The sequence below is a fragment of the Bradyrhizobium campsiandrae genome (assembly GCF_014529705.1).
GTDB lineage: Bacteria > Pseudomonadota > Alphaproteobacteria > Rhizobiales > Xanthobacteraceae > Bradyrhizobium > Bradyrhizobium campsiandrae.
Map to the genome: position 1 here is coordinate 20,313 of NZ_JAANIH010000005.1, position 20,137 is coordinate 40,449.

Sequence of the window (20,137 nt, forward strand, 5' to 3'; positions counted from 1 at the left end):
CGATGGGACGCATCATTTGCTGCGGTCTCGGCCCTGGTGATCCTGATCTCATGAGCGTGCGCGCCGATCGCACCGTGCGGGCGGCGAAGCATGTTGCCTATTTTCGCAAGAAGGGCAGGCCCGGCCAGGCGCGGCGCATCGTCGAGGGCATGCTGGCCGCCGACGTGACCGAATATCCCATGGAATATCCTGTGACGACCGAGATCGCCTTCGCCAGTCCGCACTACGTCCAGCTGCTGTCAGGCTTCTATGACGAATGGGCCGAGCGTCTGGCCCGGCTGTCGCGTGCGGTCGATGTCGTCGTGCTCTGTGAAGGCGATCCTTACTTTTACGGCTCCTTCATGCATCTGTACACGCGCCTGCAAGGCCACGTGGCGATCGAGGTGATCGCCGGCATTCCTGGCATGGTCGGCTGCTGGAATGGCGTGGGCCAGCCGATCGCGCTTGGCGACGACGTGACGACTGTGCTGATGGGCACTCTCCCGGAAGCCGAGCTCGAACGCCGCATGCGCGATTCCGACGCGCTGGTGATTATGAAGACCGGTCGCAACCTTGTAAAAGTACGACAAGCGCTCGCCGCTGCCGGCCGGCTGGACGATGCGTGGCTGGTCGAGCGCGGCACCATGCCAGGCGAGCGCGTGGCTCGACTTGCGGACATCGATGCGACCGACTGTCCTTACTTCGCGATCGTGCTGGTGCACGGCAAAGGCCGGCTTCCGGACGCTGCCGAATGACGGGCACGCTGACCATCGCGGGCCTCGGTCCGGGCAATGATGCTTTGGTGACGCCGGAGGTTTCCGCCGCGCTCGCCGCGGCGACCGATATTTTGGGTTACGCCCCCTATGTCGCGCGTGTGGCGCCGCGGCCAGGGCTCACCCTGCATCCGTCCGATAACCGCGAAGAGTTGCAACGGGCGGCCGAGGCCTTGCGGCTTGCCGCCGAAGGCGGACAGGTGGTGATCGTCTCCTCCGGCGATCCAGGCGTCTTTGCGATGGCGGCGGCCGTGTTCGAGGCGCTGGAAGGGGCGCCGCAATATCGGGATCTGCCGATCCGCGTGTTGCCCGGCATCACGGCGATGCTGGCTGCCGCTGCCTGCGCCGGCGCACCACTTGGCCACGATTTCTGTGCGATCAACCTCTCTGACAATCTCAAGCCATGGGCCGTCATCGAGAAGCGTCTGCGGCTGGCGGCGGACGCGGACTTTGCCATCGCAATGTACAATCCCCGTTCGGCGAGCCGACCGGGGGGATTCGGCCGCGCGCTGTCGGTGTTGAAGGAAGCCGGCTGCGGTGCGCGCCTGGTGACCTTCGCGCGTGCGGTCAGCGCAGTGGACGAGCGGATCGAAACCGTCACGCTGAACGAGGCCCGGCCCGAGATGGCCGACATGCGGACGCTTGTCATCGTCGGCAACTCGCAGACCCGCCGCGTCGGCCGCTGGGTCTATACGCCGAGGCGGGTGCTATGACCGAGCCATTGCATCACCTCCGTGACGCTCTCCACCCGCAGCCGTTCCGGCAATTGCGGCCGCGAGATCATGATCACGGGCAGGCCGAGCATGCGCGCGGCGTCGATCTTGGCGCGCGCGCCGTCGCCGCCGGAATTGCGGGCGACAAGCCAGGCAATGCCGCGCATGCGCATCATGTCCAGTTCGCCGTCAAGCGTGAACGGCCCGCGCGATACGATGACGTCGGCGGCAAAGGGCAGGGGCGCTTCGGGCGGGTCGACGAAGCGCAGCGTGTAGTCATGCTGTGGCCTCGCGGCGAACGGCGCGATATGCTGGCGACCAATGGCGAGGAATACGTGCGCCGCTGCATCGGGCAGCGCAGCGACTGCTGCGTTGACATTTCCGACTTCAATCCAGATATCGCCGGGCGCTTTGCTCCAGGGCGCGCGTTCCAGCGCAATCAACGCAGTCCCGGTTTGTGCGCAGGCCTCAACCGCGTTGCGGCTCATCTCGGCAGCGAACGGATGCGTCGCGTCGATCACATGCGTGATGCCTTCGCGCCTGATGTAGTCGGCAAGCCCGCTCGCGCCGCCAAAGCCGCCGATGCGGGTCGGCAGCGGCTGATCAGCAGGGGTCCGCGTGCGGCCGCCATAGGAATACACGGCGTCGATCCCAGCGCGCGCGATCTCCGCGGCGAGCAGGCTCGCGTCGGCAATTCCGCCCAGAATAAGGGCTCGCATCATGGTGGATTCCTTGGCTGATCCCTGGCTGACCATCATAGGTATCGGCGAAGATGGCCTTGCCGGGCTGTCGGAAGCAAGTCGAAAGGCGCTTGCTAGCGCCGAAACCGTGTTCGGCGGCGAGCGTCATCTTGCGCTTGCAGACGTCGGAAGTCGTGGCCGTGCGTGGCCTGTGCCATTCGACGCAAATGTCGTGCTGAGCTGCCGCGGGCAGCCGACGGCGGTGCTGGCCTCCGGTGATCCGTTCTGGTACGGCGCCGGCGCGGGCCTTGCCGCAAGGCTCGGTAGCGACGAATGGATCGCGCATCCGGCACCGTCGACCTTCTCGCTTGCGGCCGCGCGCTTGGGCTGGCGACTTGAGGCCGCGACGTGCATCGGCCTCCATGCGGCGCCGTTCGAGCGTCTGGTGCCGCATCTGGTGCGAGATGCGCACATCATCTGCCTGATGCGCGATGCAGCGGCGGTCGGCGAGCTCGCGAAATGGCTGACCGAGCGCGGATGGGGTGCGTCACTGATGTGGACGCTCGAGGCGCTTGGCGGGCCACGGGAATACACTGATCAGCATCGCGTCGACCTCTTTGCCGAGGAGGTTGCTGCTGATCTGGTCGCGGTGGCGGTGTGGGCGAGGGGAACACAGGGCATTCCCCGCAGTTCGGGCCTGCCAGACGATCTGTTCGTCCATGACGGCCAGATCACCAAGCGGTCCGTGCGTGCGCTCGCGCTTTCGGCCCTGGCCCCGCGGCCCGGCGAACGGCTGTGGGACGTCGGCGCCGGCTCGGGTTCGATCTCGGTGGAGTGGGCGCTGTGCAGGGGAACGGCGACCGCTATCGAGGCGCGCGAGGATCGCGCCGCGAATATCCGCAAGAATGCGGCTGCGTTCGGATTGGCACATCGGATCGCCATTATTGAGGGAAAAGCGCCCGAAGTTCTCGCCCCGCTGGACGTGCCGGACGCGGTCTTCATCGGCGGCGGCCTCGATCGCAGGATGTTCGATGCGATCTGGTCGCGGCTCGCGCCCGATACACGGCTCGTGGCACACGCCGTGACCCTGGAGACGGAAGCGCTGCTCGGCGAACTGCACCAGCAGCATGGCGGTGAGCTGATGCGGGTCGAGATCGCGCATGCCGCTCCGCTCGGCCGTTACCGTTCGTGGGACGCGGCGCGGCCGGTGGTGCAGTGGAGTACGGTCCGATGAGGGTCGCCGGGCTCGGATTCAAACAGGATGTGACGCTGGCCTCGTTGCGCGAAGCGCTCGAGGCCGCAGGCGGCCCCGATGGCCTCGCGGCCGTGGCGACCATCAGCGACAAGGCCGACGCGGAGGCGCTGAAGCAGCTCGCCTGCGAGTGCGGCGTTCCGGTCAGGGCTGTGCCTGCCGACGTGCTGGCCAGCATTCACACACCGACGCAGTCAGAGTTCATCGTCGAAAAGTTCGGCACGGGCTCGGTCGCCGAGGCAGTCGCGCTCGCGGCGGTCGGACCTCGTGCCCGTCTGATCGCATCGCGCGTGGTCTCGCAGGATCGCACCGCGACCGCCGCGATTGCGGAGGGAGACGGCCCATGACGGTGCACTTCATTGGCGCCGGTCCTGGCGCCCCCGACCTTCTCACCCTGCGCGGTCGCGATCTGATCGCGGCGTGTCCGGTCTGCCTCTATGCGGGCTCGCTGGTGCCCGAGGGCGTGCTGGCGCATTGCCAGCCTGGCGCGCGGATCGTCAACACAGCACCGCTGTCGCTGGATGGGATCATCGCAGAGATCGCTGCCGCGCATGCGGACGGCAAGGATGTTGCGCGTCTGCATTCCGGCGATCTGTCGATCTGGTCGGCGATGGGCGAGCAGCTTCGTCGCCTCCGCGCGCTCGGTATTCCATTCACTGTCACACCAGGTGTGCCATCCTTCTCCGCAGCAGCCGCTGCACTGGAAGCCGAGCTGACGCTGCCCGGCCTTGCCCAAACGGTGGTGCTGACCCGCACGCCGGGCCGGGCCAGTGCAATGCCCGAAGGGGAGAGACTTGCGGCGTTCGCCGCGACGGGCGCCGTGCTTGCCATTCATCTGTCGATCCATCTGCTTGATAAGGTCGTCGCCGAACTCACGCCGCACTATGGCGCAGACTGCCCGGTCGCGATTGTCTGGCGCGCGAGCTGGCCCGACCAGCGCATCGTCCGCGCCACGCTCGCAACGCTCGATGACGACATAGCTGTCGAGATGGAGCGCACGGCGCTCATCCTGGTCGGCAAGACGCTTGGCGCTGCGGATTTTGACGAGAGCCGCCTCTACGCGGTTGATTACGACCGCCGCTATCGCCCCGTCGGCACCGAGCCGCGCTTTCCGGAGGGGGCGTGATGGCGGCAGGCCTCGTCATCTCGGCGCCGGCCTCCGGCGTCGGCAAGACCACGCTGACGCTGGCGCTCGCGCGCGCTTGGCGCAATCGCGGCCTCAACGTGCAGTGCTTCAAGAGCGGACCTGACTACATTGATCCTGCCTTCCATGCCGCCGCCACGGGGCGCGCCTCGGTCAATGTCGATAGCTGGGCGATGGACCGCGCGACCATCGCGCATCTCGTCAGCCGCGGTGCAGATGCCGATATCGTGCTGGCGGAGGGCTCGATGGGCCTGTTCGACGGCGTCGCCGCGCGCGGCGCCTCCGGCACCGGCGCCACCGCCGACATCGCCGAGATGCTGGGCTGGCCAGTGGTGCTGGTGATTGATCCATCCGGACAGGCGCAGACCGCGGCGGCGATCGCGGCGGGCCTGCGCGACTACCGTGCCGGCGTGTGTCTTGCAGGCGTCGTGCTCAATCGTGTCGCCAGCCCACGCCACGAAGATCTGGTGCGGCGTGCGCTGAATGACGCCGGCATCGCGGTGTTCGGCGCGCTGCCGCGCCATGCCGAGATCAGCCTGCCAAAGCGGCATCTTGGCCTCGTGCAGGCCGAGGAGCAGGCTGAGATCGGAAAGCTGATCGACGAGGCCGCGCGTTTCGTCGCCGAGCATGTCGATCTGGATGCGGTGCTGCGATCGGCGGCCGTCTGGTCGCCGCAGACCGCCGCCAGCGATCCCAACGTGACACCGCCGGGGCAGCGCATCGCGCTGGCCCGCGATGCGGCATTCTCCTTTGTTTATCCGCACATGCTGGAGGCCTGGCGCAGGTCGGGCGCGGAGATATCGACCTTCTCGCCGCTCGCCGACCAGGCGCCCAATGCCAGTGCAGATGTCTGCTGGCTGCCTGGCGGCTATCCCGAGCTTCATGCTGGTAAGATCGCCGCCGCTGCGCGCTTCCGCAATGGTCTACGCTGCTTCGCCGAGACGCGACCTGTGCATGGCGAGTGCGGAGGCTATATGGTCCTGGGGACTGCATTGACGGACGCGGACGGTGTTCGCCACGAGATGACGGGCCTGCTTGGCCTCGAGACGAGCTTTGCCAAGCGCCGCATGCATCTGGGCTATCGTCTCGCCGCGCTCGCGACGCCGATGCCGGGGCATCAAATTGGTGCGCGGCTGCGTGGCCACGAATTCCATTATTCGACGATCCTCGCCCAGCCCGATACGCCGTTGGCTGTCGTGCATGATGCCACAGGTGCGGTCATTGCCGAGACCGGCTCGCGGCGCGGGCGGGCCACCGGCACGTTCTTCCATCTGATCGCGGAGGACCGGTGAGCGGATTTGTCTCCTTTGTTTCCGCCGGCCCCGGCGATCCCGAACTGCTCACGCTCAAGGGTGCCGCGCGGTTGGGCGAGGCTGACGTCGTGCTCTATGACGACCTTGCGTCGGGTGCGATCCTCGATCTGGCCCGACCCGGTGCCAATCTCGTCGCGGTTGGAAAACGGGCGGGGCGGCCGTCGACGAAACAGCATCACGTCAACCGCCTGCTGGTGGACTACGCCGCGACGGGCGTGCGTGTCGTGCGGTTGAAATCGGGCGATGCCGGCATCTTTGGCCGGCTCGAGGAGGAACTCGAGACGCTGCGTGAGGCCGGCATCGGTTATGAGATCATTCCCGGTGTCACATCGGCTTGCGTTGCCGCTGCGCAGGCCGGAATTCCGCTCACCCGTCGCCACACCTCGCGTCGCGTGCAGTTTGTCACCGGGGCCGACGTCACCGGTGAGCTGCCGCAGAATTTGAATTGGGCGGCGCTCGCCGATCCCGATGCGACGACGGTGGTCTATATGGGCCGCCGCACCTTTCCGGCGTTGGTCACGACATTGATCGAGCACGGCCTATCACCTGGCACACCGGCGCTTTTCGCCGAATCGCTCGGTCGTGCCGACGAACGCCTGGTCCGCACCACGATCACTGAACTTGCCGAGCAGCTTGCGCGCGGCGGTGCGGCCTCCACGGCGGCCGTGATCATGTTCGGTGCGCTGGCGGAAGGCGGATCGTCATGACGACACTCTCGCTGATCGGCATCGGTTGTGGCGATCCGGCGCAGCTCACGCGTGCAGCGATCGATGCCATCAATGCGGCGGATCTCGTTCTGATCCCACGCAAGGGAACCGCAAAGTCCGATCTCGCCGATCTCAGGCGGAGCATCTGCGCCGATGTACTCACCAACCCCGCCACGCGTATCGCCGAGTTCGATCTTCCCGTGCGCGACGCCACGGAGGCCGATTACCGCAGAGGCGTGGATGATTGGCACGATGCGGTCGCCGCCACTTGGTCGCAGACGATTGCGGATCATCTCGGCGACGAGGGCAAGGTGGCGCTGCTGATCTGGGGCGATCCCTCGCTGTATGATTCCTCGCTGCGCATCGCGCGCAGGCTCGATCCCTTGCCTGACATCGAGGTCGTGCCCGGCATCACCGCGATCCAGGCGCTGTGCGCCGCGCATACGCTGCCGCTCAACGATATCGGAAAACCATTTCTGGTGACGACGGGGCGCCGCCTGCGTGAAGGCGGCTGGCCGCACGGTGTCGACACCGTGGTGGTGATGCTCGACGGCGGTACGGCGTTCCAGTCGCTCGATCCCGATCGAATTCACATCTGGTGGGGTGCCTACCTCGGCATGGCCGGTCAGATCATCATGTCCGGCGCGCTGGCCGAGATTGGCCCACGCATCGTCGCCACACGGCAAGAAGCACGCGCGCGGCACGGCTGGATCATGGACAGTTACATCCTCAAGCGCGGGTCGTAGCGAGGCAGCATGCTCCCTGAATGGGTCACCCAGAAATGCCCCGAGATTTCCACGGTCCATCGTGAGGCGGCGATCGCGCGTCAGGCGCAACTGACCAAGCCGACCGGAGCGCTCGGCCGGCTCGAGCAGCTCGCGATCGAGCTCGCGGGCCTGCAGGCAGTCGAGAAGCCGCGCGCTGCGCGCGTGCCGATCATCATCTTCGCCGGCGATCACGGCATCGTCGCGCAGGGCGTGTCGGCCTATCCGCAGGCCGTCACCATCGCGATGATGGCGAACTTTGCGTCTGGCGGCGCTGCGATCTCGGTGCTCGCGCGCGAGCTTGGCTCGACCCTTGAGGTCGTCGATGCCGGCACGCTGGCCGAGTCCGCGATGCCGGGCGTCGTCACGGACAAGCCGCGCCTCGGCACCCGCGATTTCAGCGTCGAGGCTGCGCTCGCGCCGGCGGAGCTGGCATTTGCCCTTGAGGCCGGCCGGCGCGCAGTCGGGCGTGCCGAGGCTAGCCAACCGGATCTGCTGATCTTCGGCGAGATGGGCATCGGCAACACCACGACATCCGCGGCGATCGCCGCGAGCCTGCTCGGCATCAGTGCCGAAGAGATTGCCGGTGCGGGCACCGGCGTCGATGCGGTGGGCCGTACGCACAAGGTGCGCGTCATCGAGGCGGCGATTGCGCATCATGGCGTTGCCGGCGCGTCGCCTGAGACGATTCTGTGTGCCGTCGGCGGCCTTGAGATCGCGGCGATCACAGGCGCGATCATTGCGGCCGCGCAGGCGCGCATTCCCGTGTTGATCGATGGCTTTATCGTCTCGGTTGCGGCGCTCGCCGCCGTGCGTCTCAATCCGTCATGCCGGCCGTTCCTGCTGCCGTCGCATCAATCGGCGGAGCAGGGGCATCGATTGGTGCTGCGCGCGCTCGACGCGCAGCCGCTGATCAGCCTCGATCTCCGGCTTGGCGAAGGATCTGGCGCAGCGATTGCGCTGCCGCTGGTGCGATCTGCCTGCGCGCTTCACAATGACATGGCGACGTTCGCGCAGGCCAACGTGCCGGACAGGCCTAGCTGATCTGCTGATTGACCGACACGATGCGCCAGCCGGTCGCCAGCCGGTCGATCCGGGTCAGTGACAGCGGATCGATTACGAAGCGCAGCGCGGCCTGAGGCGTCAGGTCGAGCGCGATGCAGAGCGCTGCACGGATGGTGCCGGAATGTACGACGAGCGTTGCCGCACCAGCGTTGACGCTTGTCAGGCCCAGCTGCACGCGCGCGATCTGGTCCTTGAAGCTTTCACCGCCCGGTGGCCGGCCGTGCGCAGGATCGCACCAGAAGTCCGCATAGGCCTCACCGCCGGCCGCGGCGAGCTCATCGTGCTTGCGTCCGGTCCAATCGCCGAAATCCTGCTCGCCGAATTCAGGCACCAGTTCGGGCGCGAGCCCTAGCGCGCGCGCGGTCTCGACCGTGCGTCGTGCCGGGCTGGCATAGCTTGCCGCGCCGCGCGGTAAGCAGCTTCGTAGCGCCTCCAACTGGGCGCGATCGCCGAGGTCGGCGGGCGCATCCATCGCATGGATGGTGCCCGCAACGCCGTCGACGGGAGCATGCCGTATCAGCCAGAGGAAGGTTTCGCCTTCCATGCAGATCTCCCGAGGAAGTTGGCCGGTGTGGCAATATCGCCGCATCTGACACATTGACTCTGTCTTCGCCGTAATCCTAGATGGCTGTGACGGTTTCCCCCAAAGGGGATGAAAAGGGAATGCGGTGCGGGGATGTTTCCCCAATGCCGTAGCTGCCCCCGCAACTGTAAGCGGTGAATCCTTCGTCTTTAAGCCACTGGGTCCTCGGTCCCGGGAAGGCGACGAAGCGGTCACGACCCGCGAGCCAGGAGACCTGCCGTCAGCCGTGGTCACACGCGAAGATGTCGGTCGGGGAGTACAGACATTCGGCTTCATCTGACGGCTTTTGCGCCTGATGATGGGACCTTGGTTCGCGGTGACGTGCCACTGACGTCACACCGAGGTCCAAGACCGTGTCTTCCATCCGTATTGCGCGACCGCGCCGTTTTCTGCTTGCATCCGCCGCTCTCACGTCGCTTGTCACCATCGACATGCCGGCCGCGTTGGCGCAGCAGCTCCGCGAGCCCCTGCCTGCCGTGGAGGTGTCGGCTCCGCAATCCCGTAAACAAGTGAAGCAGGCCGGCCGGGATGCCGCAAGTGCACGCCGTGCGGCGGCGCGCAGGGCTGTAGTGGCCCCGGCCGCGTCCAAGCCGGTCGTGCCGAATGCTGCGGCGCCGACGCCGCTGAACACGAATGCCGTTGCCGAGAGCGCATCGCGCCTCGGCCTGACGGTGCGGCAGACGCCGGCGACCGTCGAAGTAATCTCCGCCGAAACCATCCGCGAGCAGGGCTACCGCACCGTCTCCGACGTCGCGCAAGGCTCGGTCGGCGTCATCGCGGGCGACAATCCGAGCGAGCCCTCGGCGTTTTCGATGCGCGGCTTCACCAACAGCCAGATCAACACGCTCTATAACGGTATCAAGATTGGCCCGCAGAACATGACTTCGCGGATCATGGACACGGCCAATCTCGAAGCTGTGGAAATCCTGAAAGGCCCGGCTTCGCTGATCTCGGGCGAGGGCGCCGCGGGCGGTGCGATCAATCTCGTCACCAAGCAGCCGCACACCGGGCCGATCCGGAACGAAGCGGACTTTTCCTGGGACTCGCTGAACTCATTCCGCACGTATTACGGTTCGGGTGGCAGCACGAATGTCCAGGGGCTCGACTACCGCTTCGATGTCAGCCGCTCCTCGCTCAATGGCTTCGCCGACGACACCAACACCAAAACGCTCGACGTCTCCGGCCAGCTCAATTATCGAATCTCCGATAGCCTCAAGGTCTGGGGCGCGATCGAGTATCGGGAAGATCGCTCCAAGGCCTACTGGGGCGCCCCATTGGTGCCGGTGGCCTTCAGCGGCTCCCATGCGACGAGCGGCATCGTCTCCGGCAGCTATTTCAACAGGACGGACCTCGGAGCCATCACGATCGACGACCGCACCTTCAGCACGAACTACAACGTTCTCGACAACCGCAATGTCGCGCAAGAGGTGTGGCTGCGCGGCGGGTTCGAGCTGAAGCTCGCGCCCGACCTGACCTTGAAGAGCCAAGCCTATGCCTATGGCGCCGAGCGCAGCTGGTTCAACAACGAAATCGAGGCGTTCGATTCCGCCAACAACCAGGTCTATCGCGAGCGCTTCTATGTCGCGCACAGCCAGCGGTTGGTCGGCAACATCACCGATTTGGTTTGGGATGCCAATATCGCGGGATTCGACAACCGCATGGTCACGACGTTGTCGTCGAGCTATCTCGACTTCGTCAGGCCGGGCGCTGCCAACTTCCCGAACGATCTTGTCTCGTTGGTCGATCCCGTCAGAGGCTTCTATGGCGATCTCGCGACCAGGCAGCAGACCGCGCGCATCGACAACGAGGCGCTGTCGTTCGAGGACCGGCTGAAGCTCACGCGAACTTTCTCTCTGATCGGCGGCCTTCGCGTCGAACATATCGGGCTCGACCGCAACTCGACCGACGTCAATGGCCTGGTCAACGCAGGCTTCCCGTTCACCAAGGACGGGGCGCCGGTGACGGGGCGCATCGGCTACACCTGGGAGGCCGCGCCCGGCCTGACCTTCTTCAGCCAGTACGCCACCGGCGCCGACGTGTCCGCCAACAACATCTTCCTGCTTTCGCCGACCCAGCCGCTCGACCTGACGACCGCGCGCACCTACGAGACGGGCGTCAAGCACGTGCTCTGGGACAACAGGGCCGAATGGTCGTTCTCGGCCTACGACATTTTGCGCAAGAACGTCTACGCCGCGGCCGGCGGCCAGACGCTCAACATTGCGGGACGGCAGGAGTCCAAGGGCCTCGAGCTGGCCGGATCGATCCGTCCGATCGAGCCTTTGAAGCTGTGGGGCAACATCGCCTATGTCGATGCGCGCTATGCCGACTATGATTTCGCCGGCGGCTCATTCTCAGGCAATACGCCGCCGAACGTGCCGCGCGTCGTCGCCAATGCCGGCGCGTCCTGGCGCTTCTTTACACCGTGGCCGGTAGAGGTCGGCATCACCGGGCGCCATGTCGGCGATCGCCACAATACCGACGCCAACACCGTGACGATGAATGCCTACACCGTCGGTGACGTCTACGCCTTCGTCGATATCCCGAGGATGGTGTTCGACACCGTCGACCAGGCTCGCCTGACTTTCCGAGTCCGCAACTTCACCGACAAGCGCTACGCGATCTGGGGCGACCCGTTCTATCCCGATCAGATCTTGCTGGGGGCGCCGCGGACCTACGAGATCTCCGTCGCGTTCAAATGGTGAGATGATAAATCGCATGATCGGCGCGATCGTCTTGCTGCACCGCTGGCTCGGGATCGCGTTCTGCCTGCTGTTCGCGATGTGGTTTGCGAGCGGCATCGTGATGCACTTCATTCCGTTTCCGTCGCTGACGGAAGCCGAGCGCTTTGCCGGCCCCGCGCCGGTGGAGCGCGGGCAGGCCACCATGGCAATAGCCGATGCGGTGGCTGCGAGCGGGATCGCCGATGCCACGCGCGTGCGCTTGATCGAGCGCAGCGACGGGCCGGTCTACATCATGTCGGGGCCGTCGCGCCTGCAGGCTATCCATGCGTCGGACGGAGCCGATGCGTCCGTGAAATTCTCCGATGTCGCGCTCGCCATTGCCCGAGACCATGCCCGTCAACGCGGGCTCGATTCCACGCACGCTGCGATCGTTGCGTGTGCTGATTACGATCAATGGAGCGTGCCGAATGGCTTTGACCGCCATCGGCCGCTGTTCCGCATCGCGCTCGGCGATGCGGCCGGGACAGACATCTATGTCTCGTCGCGCACCGGCGAGGTGGTGCTGGATACGACCCGCAGCGAGCGCGGATGGAATTGGGTCGGGAGCGTGATGCACTGGATCTATCCGACGGTTCTGCGGAGCAACTGGGCACTCTGGGACCGGCTGGTATCGAATCTGTCGGCGGTTGCCTTGATTGCAGCAGTGCTGGGGGCAGCGCTGGGCGTCATCAGGATCAGGATCCGCGGCCGCCGGATCTCGTCGCCTTACCGCGGCTGGCATGGCTTGCACCACATCATCGGTCTCGTGTCGACCGTTTTCGTGCTGAGCTGGATTTTCAGCGGCTGGCTCTCGATGGATCACGGCCGGCTGTTCTCGCGTGGGCAATTGACCCCGGCGGAAGCGAGCGTGACGAACGCCGTGCCGGACTGGCGCGCGGCCCGATCTGTCGATCAGCGGCCGATATCGCCATCGGTTCGGGATGTCGAGTGGTTTGCTTTCAACGGCAATGTCTACCGACGAGAGCGGGTAGGGCGCGACAAGCAGGTTCTGCTGCGGCCGGATGGCGGGACCTCTGAAGTTCTCAGCGCGCAGGATGTCCTGACTTTGTCGACGCGCCTTGCGAGCGGCTGCGACACGGTGTCCGTTGTTGCCGCCGACGATGACTACCCCGCTCGGTCTATCATTCCGGGCGCGCCGGTCTACCGCTCTCGCTGCGGCGAGCTCTGGTTCGATATCGACAGCGCCGACGGCAACGTCCTGCAACGACTGGATCCGTCGCGGCGAGCCTATCGCTGGGCCTACAGCGCATTGCACACGCTCGACTTTCCGATCCTCGTGGCGCATCAGCGCCTGCGCGATGTCCTGATCGTCGGGCTCTGCCTGCTTGGTCTCGTGTTCTCGATGACTGGACTTGTCATCGGCTGGCGGCGCTTGCGTCGGTCTTTCGCCAGCCCTGAGGCCTGATCAAACAAGAACCGCGAAAACAACCCCATGCACAGTAGCCGGTGATAGCGGAATCAACGGCTCACGCCGGCATCGAGCTGAAACTTGACTCGTCGGGCAAAACAGGCGTATATTGCGATTATTCCGAAATCCTCGGCGGGCGGACGCGGCGTGCGAGCCGCGCTGGATCACCGACGTCTATGTCCGCAACTGTGCCTCGATCTGCCGAGCCGCGCGCAACAGCGTGCGGTCCTCGCCGCGAGGAGCGATGATCTGCAGGCCAAAGGGAAGCCCGTATGCGTCGGCCCCGCGGGGAATCGAGATCGCCGGAAGCCGGGCATGATTGACGAACGGCGTGAACACCGCGTGCGCGCGCGGGCTCGCCGCGCGGCCGCCGATCATGTCGGGCCCAAGCTGCGTGAATGGCCAGGCCACGCAGGGAACCGTGGGCGTGAGCAGCAGGTCGATCTCGTCGAAGAAGCCTGCGAATGCACGTGCGATCGCGGTGCTCGCGATCAGCGCTGCTGCAACCTCAGCGCCTGACCAGGACAGCCCTCGCTCGATCTGCCTGGCGATGTCAGGATCGAAGATGGTCGGATCCCTGCGGAAGGCATCGCCATGGAGGGCGGCGAGGCCGGCATGCTGAAGCGGCATGATCGCTTCTTCCGTCGCGCCCGCCGGCCAGACGGGATCGCGCTGCGTGACGTGCAATCCTGCAGCGGAGAGACGGGCGACGGCGGACACCAGACCATCGGCAACGACGTCATCGACGGCGACGTCAAGCCCAAGGCGCAGCGAGAAGGCGACGCGGAGGCCAGCGATGTCCCTGGCTTCTTGCGCAATGCTCGCCGAATCCGGGTCACGCGGGTCGGCTCCGGCCATCGCCTCGAAGGCGAGCGTGATATCGGCAACGTCAGCGGCGATCGGCGCGATGACGGACAAGCCGAAGAACGGCTCGGCGAAACCGGGGCCATAGGGGATCGCGCCATAGGACGGCTTGAAGCCGGCAATGCCGACATGGGCTGGCGGCCTGCGGCTCGAGCCGCCGGCATCGGTGCCGATCGCGAGCGGCACGAGGCCGGCCGCGACAGCGGCGGCGGGTCCGCCGGATGAGCCACCCGGCGTTAACGCCGGATTTTGCGGATGCCGCGTCGGCCCGAATAGTTCCGAGGTGGTGACGCCCTTGCAGGCGAATTCGGATGTCGCGCCAATGCCGACGACGATTGCGCCCGCATCGCGCAGCCGCGCGATGGCAATGGCGTCCTCCGGCGCGATGAAATCGGCGAACAGGCGCGAGCCCTGGGTGACGCGCCAACCGCCGGTCCAGATGTTGTCCTTGACGACGATAGGAACGCCGGCCAGCGGCATGGTCTCGCCGGCCCGCAGGCGAGCGTCGATTGCGGCGGCATCGGCGAGCGTGCGGGCGGGATCGGTCGTGACGATCGCGTTCAACGATTTGGCGGCCTCGATGCGCGCAAGTGCGGCCTTGGCTGTCTCGACCGCCGTCGTCCGCCCGGCGGTAACGTCGGCAACAATCTCGCGCGCGCTATTGGTCCGCGATATCATGGGCTCCCCACATCAGCGCCAAAGTGCCGCAAAAGGCAAGGCCCGCCAAGGTGACGAAGGCCGCGCCGAGGCTGGCTGCGCCATCCAGGATCGAGACCAGTATCGGCGCGGCCAGCAGGCCCGCATAGGACGCGGTCAGCACCGCACCGGTGGTCTCGCCGATCCGGTCCTGCGGGGCGAGGTGCGCGATCTCGGCGACGAAGACACCATTCCAGCCGGAAGCCGTCAGGCCGAACAGCGCGGCGACCGCGAACTGCCCGGCACGGCCGAGCGAAGCGCCATGGAAGCCAAGCAGCGCCGCGCAGAAGGCCATGCCGAGGCCGATGACGACGAGCACGGCGCGCGAGGCGTTGAGGCGCATGGCGACAAAGCCCCAGCCGAGCCGGCCGACGAGACCACCGGCTTGCGCGCAGGCGAGCGCCATGCCGGCTTCGATATGGCTGAGGCCAAGCTCGCGCGTGCCGAGCGTGACGAAGACGGTGTTGAGCGAGACCTGCATGGCGCTGAACGGCATCGAGGCCAGCGCCAGCATCGCGATCCGCCGATCAGCGGTCACCAGGGCCAGCCGGGCGCGCAGATCGAGGTTGGGTGGGGGCGCGATCTTGCCGGCGTAGGCCGGGCGCAACCATTCGAACAGCGCGACGGCGACCAGCGCGCAGATGCCGACCACTGCATAACACCACGACGGCCCCAGCGAGATCGCGATCGCGGGCAGGGCCAGCGAGCCGCAGACCGCGCCGATCTGGTTGCCGGTCTGGCGTACCGAGAACACGAAGGCGCGCCGCCTGGGCGTCACGAGCCGCGCCAGCAGCGCCGCGCTCGCGGGCGTCTCGGGCCCCATGGCAAGACCGAGGCAGAGGCCGGCGGCAAGCAGGGCGGAGGATGATCCGAGCGAGGCCAGCACCATGCTGACGACGATGGCGGCCGCGCACAGGCTTGCGATCCGCAGCGAGCCGAGCCTTGCGATGAGGCCGCCGCCCCAGAACGAGGCGGGAATGCCGACCGCGAACACCGCGCCGGAGAACATCGAGAGCTGCCACACCTCGATATGGGCCCGCGGCGCGACCACGCCGGGCGCAAACAGAGCGAGGGCGACCAGGGCCTGGAGCAGGGTCATCGCGCCCAAGGCCGGCAGCAGCGCGGGCGCTGGCCGAAGGACCGTGTTTGCGTCTACCATGGGAGCGCGTTCACGGGAGGGGCAGCAAGATGGCGGGCGGCATTTCCATTCATGCGGTCGACGTGGCGAGCGGGCGTCCTGCGCAGGGGCTGCGCGTCGAGATCTGGCGGATCGATCCGGACTCCTCGCGCATTGCCGACGGACGGCTCGGCGCCAATGGCGTACTCGATCATCCCATCGCGCGGGGCGCGGGCGTGACGGCCGGCGAATACGAGGTGCTGTTTCATCTCGGCGAGTTCTATGCGGACAGCGACGGCTTCCTCACCGTGACGCCGTTCCGCTTTCGCATCAGGGATGTCAACGAACATTTTCATCTGCCGCTGAAGTTCACGCGCTGGGGCTATTCGCTGTTCCGCGGCGCTTGATCAGTTCGTCAGCCGCCGCGACAAGCCGGTGACGCGCTCCATGATTGCGACCAGCGCGACGGTGGCGATGATCAACACGCCGGACAGGGCTGCGATGGTGACATCCAGCTTGCCCTCGAGGTCCTGCCACATCCGGATCGGCAGCATGTCGGTCGCGGCATCGCGCAGGAACAGCGACACCGGCACGTTGTCGAACGACGACATGAAAGCGATGAAGGCGCCGGCGATGATGCCCGGCCGGATCAGCGGCAGCACGATGCGACGGAACGTATAGAAGCGGCTGGCGCCGAGCACCGCCGAACTTTCCAGCAGGGTCGGCTCGAGTTGCGCGAGCGCGGCGACCGTGTTGCGCACGACATAGGGCACGCAGACCACGGTATGGCCGATCACCAGCGTCAGCGGCGACACCGGCAGGCCAACCAGCGAGAACAGCATCAGGGCGGCGAGGCCGAAGGCGAGCGCCGGCAGCACCAGCGGCGACATGAAGAGGGAATCGAGCAGCCGCGCCGACAGCGTCCGCGACCGCGAGATCGCGAGCGCGGCGGCAACACCAAGCAGGATCGACAGGCCCGTCGCCCACAGCGCCACGACGAGGCTGTTTTTCGCCGCGAAGTGCAGCTGCCATGCGTCCCACAATTCGGCGTACCAGCGCAGCGAATAGCCCTGCGGCGGGAACCGCAACGAGAATCCGCTGGTGAAGGAGACGACCAGCACCACCAGCGATGGCGCGATGATGATAACAAGCGCGATCATCGCGATCACGCTCATGACGAGCTCGAAGCTGATGGCTTCGAGCGTGCGCTTGCGACCAGCCATCACGCCCCTCCATAGCCGCGCGACAGGCGGCCGAGCGTGGTGAAGACGGAGACGACCGCGAGCACGGCGAGCAGGAAGATGATCGAGATCGCCGCCGCAAACGGCCAGTTCTGCAAGGTCGAGGCCTGCTGATAGAGATACATCGGCATGAACAGCATCTGTCCGCCGCCGATCAGCGATTGGGTGATGAAGGCCGTGATGGCGGCGGCATAGGTCAGCGTGCATCCGGCGATCACGCCGGGCAGCGACAGCGGCAGCACGATCCGGAAAAAGGTGCGCCAGCTTCCGGCGCCGAGCGAGCAGGAGGCGTCGTCGAGATTGGGATCGATGCGGCCGAGCGCGGTGATCAGCGGCAGCGTCATCAGCGGCATCTGTACCTGCGCCAGCGCGATCACCACGCCGAACTGGGTGTAGAGCAGCTTGAGGGGTGTATCGATGATCCCGAGGGATTGCAGCGTCGCATTGATGATGCCCTGGCGTCCGAGGATGACGATCCAGGCGAAGGTGCGCACCACGACGCTGGTGAGCAGCGGCAGCAGCACGATCAGGATGATGACGGTCTGAAGCTTTGGTCCGACCCGCTGATAGAGCCAGGCGATGGGAAAGCCGAGCACGAGGCAGACGGCCGTCACCTCGGCTCCAAGCAGCAACGTCGAGCCGAGCACGCCGAGGCTGAAGGGGTCGGTCAGGAAGTGCAGGTACTGGCCGAGCCCCCAATGGAGCCCGGCCGTGTCGTTGTGCAGCGACAGCCAGAGCAGTTGCAGCAGCGGCGCCACGAAGAACACCAGGAAGAACAGCGCCAGCGGCGCTGCCAATCCCATCCCGTAGGAGGTGACGTCCCGTGGTGCCGGTGCTGCGCCCATCGTTGGTCCTTTGCGCTGCTAGATCTTGATCTCGCGGTTGAAGCGTTCGATCCAGGCCGAGCGCTGCTCGTTGATCTTCTTCCAGTCCTGGAACACGAATTTCTGCTTCAGCTCGGCGGTGTCCTTGGCGAGCACGCGCGCGATCTCGCCGCCCATCGCCACCTTGGAGTTGGTCGGCACGATCAGATAGGGCGGGTTCATCAGGGTGGTCTGGACCTCGGGGCTCAGCGAGGCCTCGATCAGCTTGAAGGCGAGCTCCTTGTTCGGGGAGTTCTTGACGATGTGGATCGTGGTCTTGAAGGCGATGGCGCCTTCCTTCGGGGCCACGAACTCGACCGGCACGCCGCGGGCTTTCAGGATCTGGATGGCGTTGAAATTACCGGGCGAGATGTCGATCTGGCCCTGCTGGAACAGGGTGGCGAGCGCGCCGGGATTGGCAGCGACTGCGGCAAGGTTGGGCTTCAACTCCTCCAGCGCCTTGAACGCGGGATCGACATTGGCCTCCGAGCCGCCGCGCATCTTGGCGATCTCGACCAGCCAGCCGGTGCCGAGCGTCGAATTGAGATTGGTGATGCCGACACGCCCCTTGAATTCCGGCTTCCAGAGATCGGCCCAGGAGGTCGGCGGTGTCTTGACGGCTTCCGGATTGTAGGTGAGGCCGACGACCTGAAAGAACGGAGCGGGACCCATCGGCTCCTGCGCCTCGGCGATCAGATCCTTGTAATAGGCGCTCTTCTCGACGGGATAGGGCTCGGCGAGGTCCTGGCCGATCGCGACGAGCGCCGGACCGGGATCGTGCAGCATGACGTCGATCGGCGGGTTGGCCTTGGCGGCATTGACCTTGGCGATCTGGTCGACCGAGAGCATCGGGTCGAGCACGATCGCCGCATCCGCGTTGGCTTTCCGGAACGCCGGCACCAGCACGGCCTTGTGCGCTTCCTCCCAGCTTCCGGTGAAGGTCGCGAACACCAGCGGACGGGCCTGGGCATAGCTTAGGCCCGGAAACGCCCTCATGGCTCCGAGTGTGAGCGCCGTGGTCAGCAGGCTTCTGCGGTTCATGATCATGTCGAACTACTCCCCTCTGGACAAAAGACTGGATCTAAAGTGTTGCGGGAAAGGCATTGGCGAGCGACGGGGCGAGCGGGGCGAGGCGCACCGCTGCGCCGTTCTCCAGCGCGCGCGTCTCGCCGATGCGCGCCTGGGAGACTTTCACGCCGGAGCCGTCGGCGGTGGTGACCTCGTGCACGACGGTCGCGCCCAGCGGCAACGACATGCCGACCACGCCGGCAAAGCCGGTTTCGTCGCCGACGAACTGCAGATGCTCGGGGCGAATGCAGACGGTGACGCGGCCGCCTTCGCTGAGCGCGCCGCCGGCGGGCCGCGCGATGATCTCCGCGCCGGCATCGAGACGCACTTTTGCAGCGGTGCGGTCGGCGGAGACCACGACTCCCGGCATGCGATTGGTCGAGCCGACAAACGTGTTCACGAACAGCGTCTGCGGCCGGTCGTAGACGTCGGACGGCGATCCGAACTGCTCGAGCTTGCCGTGGCTGAGCACCGCGACACGGTCGGCCATCGACAGCGCCTCTTCCTGGTCATGCGTCACGATCAGCGTGGTGATGCCGGAAACGCGCTGCAATCGCTTGACCTCGATCTGCATGTCGAGCCGCAGATTCTTGTCGAGCGCCGCAAAGGGCTCGTCGAGCAGCAGCACCGACGGCTTGATCGCGAGCGCGCGGGCGAGCGCGACGCGCTGCTGCTGGCCGCCGGAAAGCTGGCGCGGCAGCCGTTCGGCCATCCCAGGCAGTTGCACCAGCTCGAGCAGCCGCTGCGCCTCGCGCTGGCGCGTCGCCTTGTCGATGCCACGGGCGGCGAGGCCGTAAGCGACGTTCTCGCTGATGGAGAGATGCGGAAACAGCGCGTAGTTCTGGAATACGATGCCGACGGCGCGCTTGTTCGGCGGCAGGCTATCGACGATGTCATCGCCGATGATGATCCGCCCTTGCGTCTGCGCGATGAAGCCGGCGATGATGCGCAAAAGCGTTGTCTTGCCGCAGCCGGACGGGCCGAGCAGGGCGATGATCTCGCCACCCTTGACGTCGAGATTGATGTTCTCGACCGCGAGCGCACCGCTCGGATAGCGGTGGGTGACCGCGTCGACGACGAGCGAACGTCCGCCTTGCGCTTCAGCCATGATGTTGCCTCCCGACTGTCAGGGCAAGAAAGCAAGTCTCGTGCCCGCGATGGTCGCT

20 protein-coding genes and 1 riboswitch are annotated in these 20,137 nt (G+C 66.2%); of the genes, 12 read left to right on the forward strand and 8 right to left on the reverse strand.

Going from position 1 to position 20,137, the window contains the following annotated elements:
- Positions 1–2 precede the first annotated feature (2 nt).
- Together G8O24_RS05110 and cobJ are read left to right on the forward strand one after the other, a co-directional pair.
- The gene (locus tag G8O24_RS05110; RefSeq protein ID WP_188097120.1) at positions 3–734 is read left to right on the forward strand and encodes a precorrin-2 C(20)-methyltransferase; all 732 of its coding nucleotides are present in this window, start codon (positions 3–5) and stop codon (positions 732–734) included.
- Positions 731–1,465, forward strand: coding sequence for a precorrin-3B C(17)-methyltransferase (cobJ, locus tag G8O24_RS05115; RefSeq protein ID WP_188097122.1), 735 nt, complete (start codon positions 731–733; stop codon positions 1,463–1,465). The genes G8O24_RS05110 and cobJ overlap by 4 nt, the downstream gene beginning before the upstream one ends.
- Here the strand turns inward: cobJ and G8O24_RS05120 are convergent.
- Positions 1,441–2,187: a cobalt-precorrin-6A reductase gene (locus G8O24_RS05120; protein WP_188097124.1), complete on the reverse strand. Its 747-nt coding sequence runs from the start codon at positions 2,185–2,187 to the stop codon at positions 1,441–1,443. The genes cobJ and G8O24_RS05120 overlap by 25 nt on opposite strands.
- A gap of 10 nt (positions 2,188–2,197) precedes the next feature.
- Here G8O24_RS05120 and cbiE point away from each other — a divergent pair, with 10 nt between their 5' ends.
- Genes cbiE through cobT form a run of 7 tightly spaced genes read left to right on the forward strand, consistent with a single transcriptional unit; the run spans position 2,198 to position 8,369 of the window.
- Positions 2,198–3,379 (forward strand): precorrin-6y C5,15-methyltransferase (decarboxylating) subunit CbiE, encoded by a 1,182-nt coding sequence (gene cbiE / locus G8O24_RS05125; RefSeq protein ID WP_188097418.1) that lies wholly within the window; start codon positions 2,198–2,200, stop codon positions 3,377–3,379.
- A complete protein-coding gene (locus tag G8O24_RS05130) occupies positions 3,376–3,744 on the forward strand; it encodes a cobalamin biosynthesis protein (protein WP_188097126.1) in 369 nt (122 codons plus the stop codon). Before cbiE ends, G8O24_RS05130 begins: the two co-directional genes overlap by 4 nt.
- Positions 3,741–4,523 (forward strand): precorrin-4 C(11)-methyltransferase, encoded by a 783-nt coding sequence (gene cobM / locus G8O24_RS05135; protein ID WP_188097128.1) that lies wholly within the window; start codon positions 3,741–3,743, stop codon positions 4,521–4,523. Before G8O24_RS05130 ends, cobM begins: the two co-directional genes overlap by 4 nt.
- Positions 4,523–5,833 (forward strand): cobyrinic acid a,c-diamide synthase CobB, encoded by a 1,311-nt coding sequence (locus tag G8O24_RS05140; protein WP_188097130.1) that lies wholly within the window; start codon positions 4,523–4,525, stop codon positions 5,831–5,833. Before cobM ends, G8O24_RS05140 begins: the two co-directional genes overlap by 1 nt.
- Complete coding sequence (gene cobA, locus G8O24_RS05145) at positions 5,830–6,561, forward strand: uroporphyrinogen-III C-methyltransferase (protein WP_188097133.1); 732 nt, start codon at positions 5,830–5,832, stop codon at positions 6,559–6,561. The genes G8O24_RS05140 and cobA overlap by 4 nt, the downstream gene beginning before the upstream one ends.
- Positions 6,558–7,307 carry a precorrin-6A synthase (deacetylating) gene (gene cobF, locus G8O24_RS05150; protein ID WP_188097135.1) on the forward strand — a complete coding sequence of 250 codons (750 nt, stop codon included), beginning with the start codon at positions 6,558–6,560 and terminating at the stop codon, positions 7,305–7,307. Before cobA ends, cobF begins: the two co-directional genes overlap by 4 nt.
- A gap of 9 nt (positions 7,308–7,316) precedes the next feature.
- A complete protein-coding gene (gene cobT, locus G8O24_RS05155; protein WP_188097137.1) occupies positions 7,317–8,369 on the forward strand; it encodes a nicotinate-nucleotide--dimethylbenzimidazole phosphoribosyltransferase in 1,053 nt (350 codons plus the stop codon).
- On the opposite strand, the gene G8O24_RS05160 is transcribed toward cobT, so the two are convergent.
- Complete coding sequence (locus tag G8O24_RS05160; protein WP_188097139.1) at positions 8,362–8,934, reverse strand: histidine phosphatase family protein; 573 nt, start codon at positions 8,932–8,934, stop codon at positions 8,362–8,364. The two genes, cobT and G8O24_RS05160, sit on opposite strands and share 8 nt — an antisense overlap.
- A gap of 73 nt (positions 8,935–9,007) precedes the next feature.
- Positions 9,008–9,209: riboswitch (cobalamin riboswitch) on the forward strand.
- Positions 9,210–9,326: 117 nt separating this feature from the next.
- On the opposite strand from G8O24_RS05160, the gene G8O24_RS05165 reads away from it, so the two are divergent.
- Positions 9,327–11,675, forward strand: a complete 2,349-nt coding sequence (locus G8O24_RS05165) for a TonB-dependent receptor (RefSeq protein WP_188097141.1) — start codon at positions 9,327–9,329, stop codon at positions 11,673–11,675.
- Positions 11,676–11,688: 13 nt separating this feature from the next.
- Positions 11,689–13,119, forward strand: coding sequence for a PepSY domain-containing protein (locus tag G8O24_RS05170; protein WP_188097143.1), 1,431 nt, complete (start codon positions 11,689–11,691; stop codon positions 13,117–13,119).
- 177 nt (positions 13,120–13,296) lie between these two features.
- Here the strand turns inward: G8O24_RS05170 and G8O24_RS05175 are convergent, their stop codons facing one another.
- Positions 13,297–14,664, reverse strand: a complete 1,368-nt coding sequence (locus G8O24_RS05175) for an amidase (protein ID WP_188097145.1) — start codon at positions 14,662–14,664, stop codon at positions 13,297–13,299.
- Positions 14,645–15,841 carry an MFS transporter gene (locus G8O24_RS05180; protein WP_188097146.1) on the reverse strand — a complete coding sequence of 399 codons (1,197 nt, stop codon included), beginning with the start codon at positions 15,839–15,841 and terminating at the stop codon, positions 14,645–14,647. The genes G8O24_RS05175 and G8O24_RS05180 overlap by 20 nt, the downstream gene beginning before the upstream one ends.
- 29 nt (positions 15,842–15,870) lie before the next feature.
- Between G8O24_RS05180 and G8O24_RS05185 the strand changes: the two genes are divergently transcribed.
- A complete protein-coding gene (locus G8O24_RS05185) occupies positions 15,871–16,206 on the forward strand; it encodes a hydroxyisourate hydrolase (RefSeq protein WP_188097148.1) in 336 nt (111 codons plus the stop codon).
- Here G8O24_RS05185 and G8O24_RS05190 read toward each other — a convergent pair whose 3' ends face one another.
- Genes G8O24_RS05190 through G8O24_RS05205 form a run of 4 tightly spaced genes read right to left on the reverse strand, consistent with a single transcriptional unit; the run spans position 16,207 to position 20,079 of the window.
- Positions 16,207–17,022 carry an ABC transporter permease gene (locus tag G8O24_RS05190; RefSeq protein ID WP_188097150.1) on the reverse strand — a complete coding sequence of 272 codons (816 nt, stop codon included), beginning with the start codon at positions 17,020–17,022 and terminating at the stop codon, positions 16,207–16,209.
- A complete protein-coding gene (locus G8O24_RS05195) occupies positions 17,022–17,885 on the reverse strand; it encodes an ABC transporter permease (RefSeq protein ID WP_188097152.1) in 864 nt (287 codons plus the stop codon). The genes G8O24_RS05190 and G8O24_RS05195 overlap by 1 nt, the downstream gene beginning before the upstream one ends.
- 18 nt (positions 17,886–17,903) lie before the next feature.
- Positions 17,904–18,950, reverse strand: a complete 1,047-nt coding sequence (locus G8O24_RS05200; protein ID WP_188097154.1) for an ABC transporter substrate-binding protein — start codon at positions 18,948–18,950, stop codon at positions 17,904–17,906.
- 34 nt (positions 18,951–18,984) lie between these two features.
- Complete coding sequence (locus tag G8O24_RS05205; RefSeq protein ID WP_188097156.1) at positions 18,985–20,079, reverse strand: ABC transporter ATP-binding protein; 1,095 nt, start codon at positions 20,077–20,079, stop codon at positions 18,985–18,987.
- Positions 20,080–20,137 lie beyond the last annotated feature (58 nt).